The 3337-nt window shown below is 50.7% G+C and carries 4 protein-coding genes; 3 read left to right on the top strand and 1 reads right to left on the bottom strand.

Annotation, left to right across the window (positions count from 1 at the left end):
- Window positions 1–39 precede the first annotated feature (39 nt).
- A complete protein-coding gene (locus ACIQ67_RS21005; protein WP_397536319.1) occupies window positions 40–954 on the top strand; it encodes a hypothetical protein in 915 nt (304 codons plus the stop codon).
- Between the two features lie 900 nt (window positions 955–1854).
- Complete coding sequence (locus ACIQ67_RS21000; RefSeq protein ID WP_397536318.1) at window positions 1855–2445, top strand: hypothetical protein; 591 nt, start codon at window positions 1855–1857, stop codon at window positions 2443–2445.
- On the opposite strand, the gene ACIQ67_RS20995 is transcribed toward ACIQ67_RS21000, so the two are convergent.
- The gene (locus ACIQ67_RS20995; protein ID WP_397536317.1) at window positions 2420–2755 is read right to left on the bottom strand and encodes a hypothetical protein; all 336 of its coding nucleotides are present in this window, start codon (window positions 2753–2755) and stop codon (window positions 2420–2422) included. The genes ACIQ67_RS21000 and ACIQ67_RS20995 overlap by 26 nt on opposite strands.
- Window positions 2756–2859: 104 nt before the next feature.
- Between ACIQ67_RS20995 and ACIQ67_RS20990 the strand changes: the two genes are divergently transcribed.
- Window positions 2860–3337, top strand: a 478-nt coding sequence (locus tag ACIQ67_RS20990; protein WP_397536316.1) for a hypothetical protein, incomplete at its 3' end; no start/stop codon positions are given.

Genomic DNA, 3337 nt, shown 5'->3' with positions numbered 1-3337 from the left:
TATGAGGCAGAGTTCGCACATCGTATTATGGAATGCAACATGGAACTGACCAAACAGCACACTGTAGGCGATGGAATCGCTCCCTCATTCGGCGGCTACACATTCCTGGCGACAAATATGCTCGACTACTACAGCAGCTATTATGTATCAGTCGGTCTGGCATATCTGCAGAATACATCCACAGTGAATGGAATATTACGCTGCACGCAAGAGGGCGTCAATGGATATATTAATACGAAATATGCGAAGGTACTCCCCCCTGCACTGAAGCGCCTGACAGAGAATAATTTCATAACAAATACAACCGCGGGTGTGGAATTCTTCACGCGCGAGAGAGTTCTCCGTGCGTCATCGCCGTTTGAATCCTTCAGTGGGACCGAATCCGAGTGTTGCAGAATAGTGAGTCAGTGGCTCCGTAATACCTATTATGCATGTCTCCCAGTGGATTACGTGACAAATACGCTAGCATATAAGCTCGGCATTATAGATCCCGTCTATACGAACATTAGTAGTTTCATTGCATATCTCCAGTTTAATGCAGATATCAATTCATTCCCCACGCAGAACACATATCTCCAGTTGAATCTTGACCGGTCATTCAACACAATGGACGTCGCCAGCAATGAGGATTATACTATATCAAATGACACTACAGGGCAGACAAAATATGTGATGGGCAAGATCCTCACTATTGGACAGGACTTCCTCGGTGTTGCACAGACAATCATTCAGAATCCGGTGAAATTTAGTCCACCTCTGGGGAAGCTGGACAAGCTCGAATTCAGGCTTCTTCTGGATGATTTGACACCACTGGAGGTCTTCTTCCCTTTCGACTTCGACTTCACAAACTGGGATGCTGTTTTCCAGATAGATGAGCAGGTCAGTCAGATGAGTCCTGGGGCAATGACGACCGCACCGAATGTTGTGATCACACCTGGGTCTCTGCAATTCTAGTTTGTGAGCGCTGATGAGTCTCGAAATTATTTCACTGGCCTCAAATAAGGAAATAATGCTGCGCCCTGCACATACTGAAGGTGCTGCACCTAGTCGCATGCCATTTGATGAACCGAAGGGCGATCTCTTCCCGCCCATTTGTATTAAATCCCACTGGGACCCCACCGCAGTTCTCCGTCATATTCTGCCTGATAGGGTTGTGAGTCTGCCGACTGATTTTAGGCCACTGACGAAGGTCTGCAAGAAGTATGTGACGAGTGGACCTGCAGAGGTTGCACCTCTTCCTCCTCGCGACATGGTATTCCCATCTGGTGGGGAGTTCTACGCACCCGGTCGTTATTCCGCTGCAATTGACGCCGAGAGCAGTCTTCGTACACTGGATCACAAGCTCGATCGCTGGTGCACTAGCACACAGTATATTGTGAGCCCCCAGTCCACAATGTACAAGGCAAATTACACTGTCCCCAGGTCAAATGCACCGTCTGATAACCCTATAGTGAGTGAACTGGCAATGCCCCAGGCTCTTCTTCGTACGGGGCCATATTACTGCAGGGCCCAGAATGATTCTGAACTATGGAAGCGGTCTGGCAGGCTCTTCAATAATCCAACTAAACAGGATAAATTCGGTGCTGAATCCTACTATGATGAGTCCCGTGTCTATCCTCATGGCGGTGTTGTGCCGGTGCAGCCGACAGCGGAGGCTTCTGCTGCTGCATGGCCAGTTCCTATGCCAGGGGGGATGACTGCCCACGCTGGCATCAAGCCAGTATATGAGCGGCCTCTGGGTAGGCCAGCTGGTGGTGCCCCAGTCGGTGTGAACAGTGCTACCTGGCAGGCGCCAGCATAGGGGGCGCGGCGACGCGCCCAGTAGGCGCTCCGAATGTTCCATTAGCCTAGTAAATGGCCAGCGCCACATTTCTGGCGACATTTGAAAAAGAGCTGGCAGCAGCAGTTGAGTCTGGAAAGGCGGATCTTCTTCGATTCCAGAATCATTTCTACGGATGTGTTGCTATTCTCGAGATGCTGGCAGAAAAGGAATTGGCTGATACTTCTGGGATTGAGTTCAAGACAGTCGGCGTTGATTTCGGGTTTTATGAGAATCCTGCGCTTGCATTTGGGGAAGGGGTCTCTCTTGATGTCTATAGGCATGCCTGGGAGTGGGCATGGAAGCACCTATCTGGGAGCATGAAGGATGTGGATGAGATTGAGGAGTTGCTGCTGGCGAAGATGAAGGCTGCGGATGGGCTGGGATTTTTCACTGCTGCACTGGCGACAGGTGAGCTCGATGCTGGCATGGAGGCTGCGGTGGATGCTTTGCTGCTGGCTGCTGGCAGCGAGCAGCCAGCAGCGATGGTGACAGAGTCACCAAAAGCCTCGCAGCCCCGCCGCAGGCGCACAACCCGTCACCATGCAATCACCCCAATTCAGAGAAAGCGCATGACAGCACATACCAGGAGAAAACGCCCTAGCATCCCAGCAAGCAAAGACTGACGAAGGAGAGTGCAACACCAAGCCAGCGGCGAGGCGTCAGCTGTTCACCAAACACAAATAGACCCGATAGGGTAACAAGAACATCACTCGCCAGATCCCAGAAGAGATTCATCACAGTGAGTGTTTCAAATTGCATTGATTTCAGAAAGATAATAGGCTGAAATGAATATACTAACATCGATAGTGCAACAATCCATACACCATCGAATATGCCGAGGGCCTTCGCCTTCAAAGCAGATAATATAAACATATCAATTAGCGCCATTGTGCCACCGTAGCCAATTGTTCTCCAACTAGCAGACGCTTGCATTGTAGGGCCTACCGTTTCTTCTAAATCACAGCCAGCAAAATAGGGCGCCGAGTAGCCTCTGCGGTATTGTTGCCCCCACAATGATTTAATAACACGATAGGGGGATGCTTGAATTAATCCTTATAGGGCTATTGGGATTTCTCATTCTAACATTTTTTTACAAACAGGCAATATGTGAATTTCGTATTAATCAGCTCGACTGGGAAAAACGTATGCAACTAACTGGGCTCCTGGGAGAAAATATACCGACCGTTCTCCGTGGCGTGCCAGTTGCCCCGTTCTGGACGCAGCAGGACGTGGCCATGCGACCAAGCTACGGCGCTGCGAAAATATTCAATGACCAAGGCCTGGCAGAATGGATGGCGACCACGACGCCAGAAACTGTCTGTCCATGGACGCCAGCACATGCAGCGGAAACAGCCAGCGCTGCTGGCCTACCGACATGGGCAGATCGCTGGCTGAATTCGACAGTCCTCACAGTCCTGACCGCATTCTGGCTGTCGCCAGAATATCGCTGCTGGGCCGGCAATCGCGGCCTGGTAAAAACAGCCGCGCCATGGACCGCCATTTTCACAACAGAGG

The organism is Roseateles sp. (assembly GCF_044373315.1).
Lineage (GTDB): Bacteria > Pseudomonadota > Gammaproteobacteria > Burkholderiales > Burkholderiaceae_C > JACDQM01.
This window is presented reverse-complemented; position numbering and strand designations above follow the sequence as displayed.

Coding starts and splice junctions, on each gene's coding strand:
- ACIQ67_RS21005 (WP_397536319.1), top strand. CDS start 40: ATGGAACTGACCAAACAGCACACTGTAGGCGATGGAATCGCTCCCTCA.
- ACIQ67_RS21000 (WP_397536318.1), top strand. CDS start 1,855: ATGGCCAGCGCCACATTTCTGGCGACATTTGAAAAAGAGCTGGCAGCA.
- ACIQ67_RS20995 (WP_397536317.1), bottom strand. CDS start 2,755: ATGCAAGCGTCTGCTAGTTGGAGAACAATTGGCTACGGTGGCACAATG.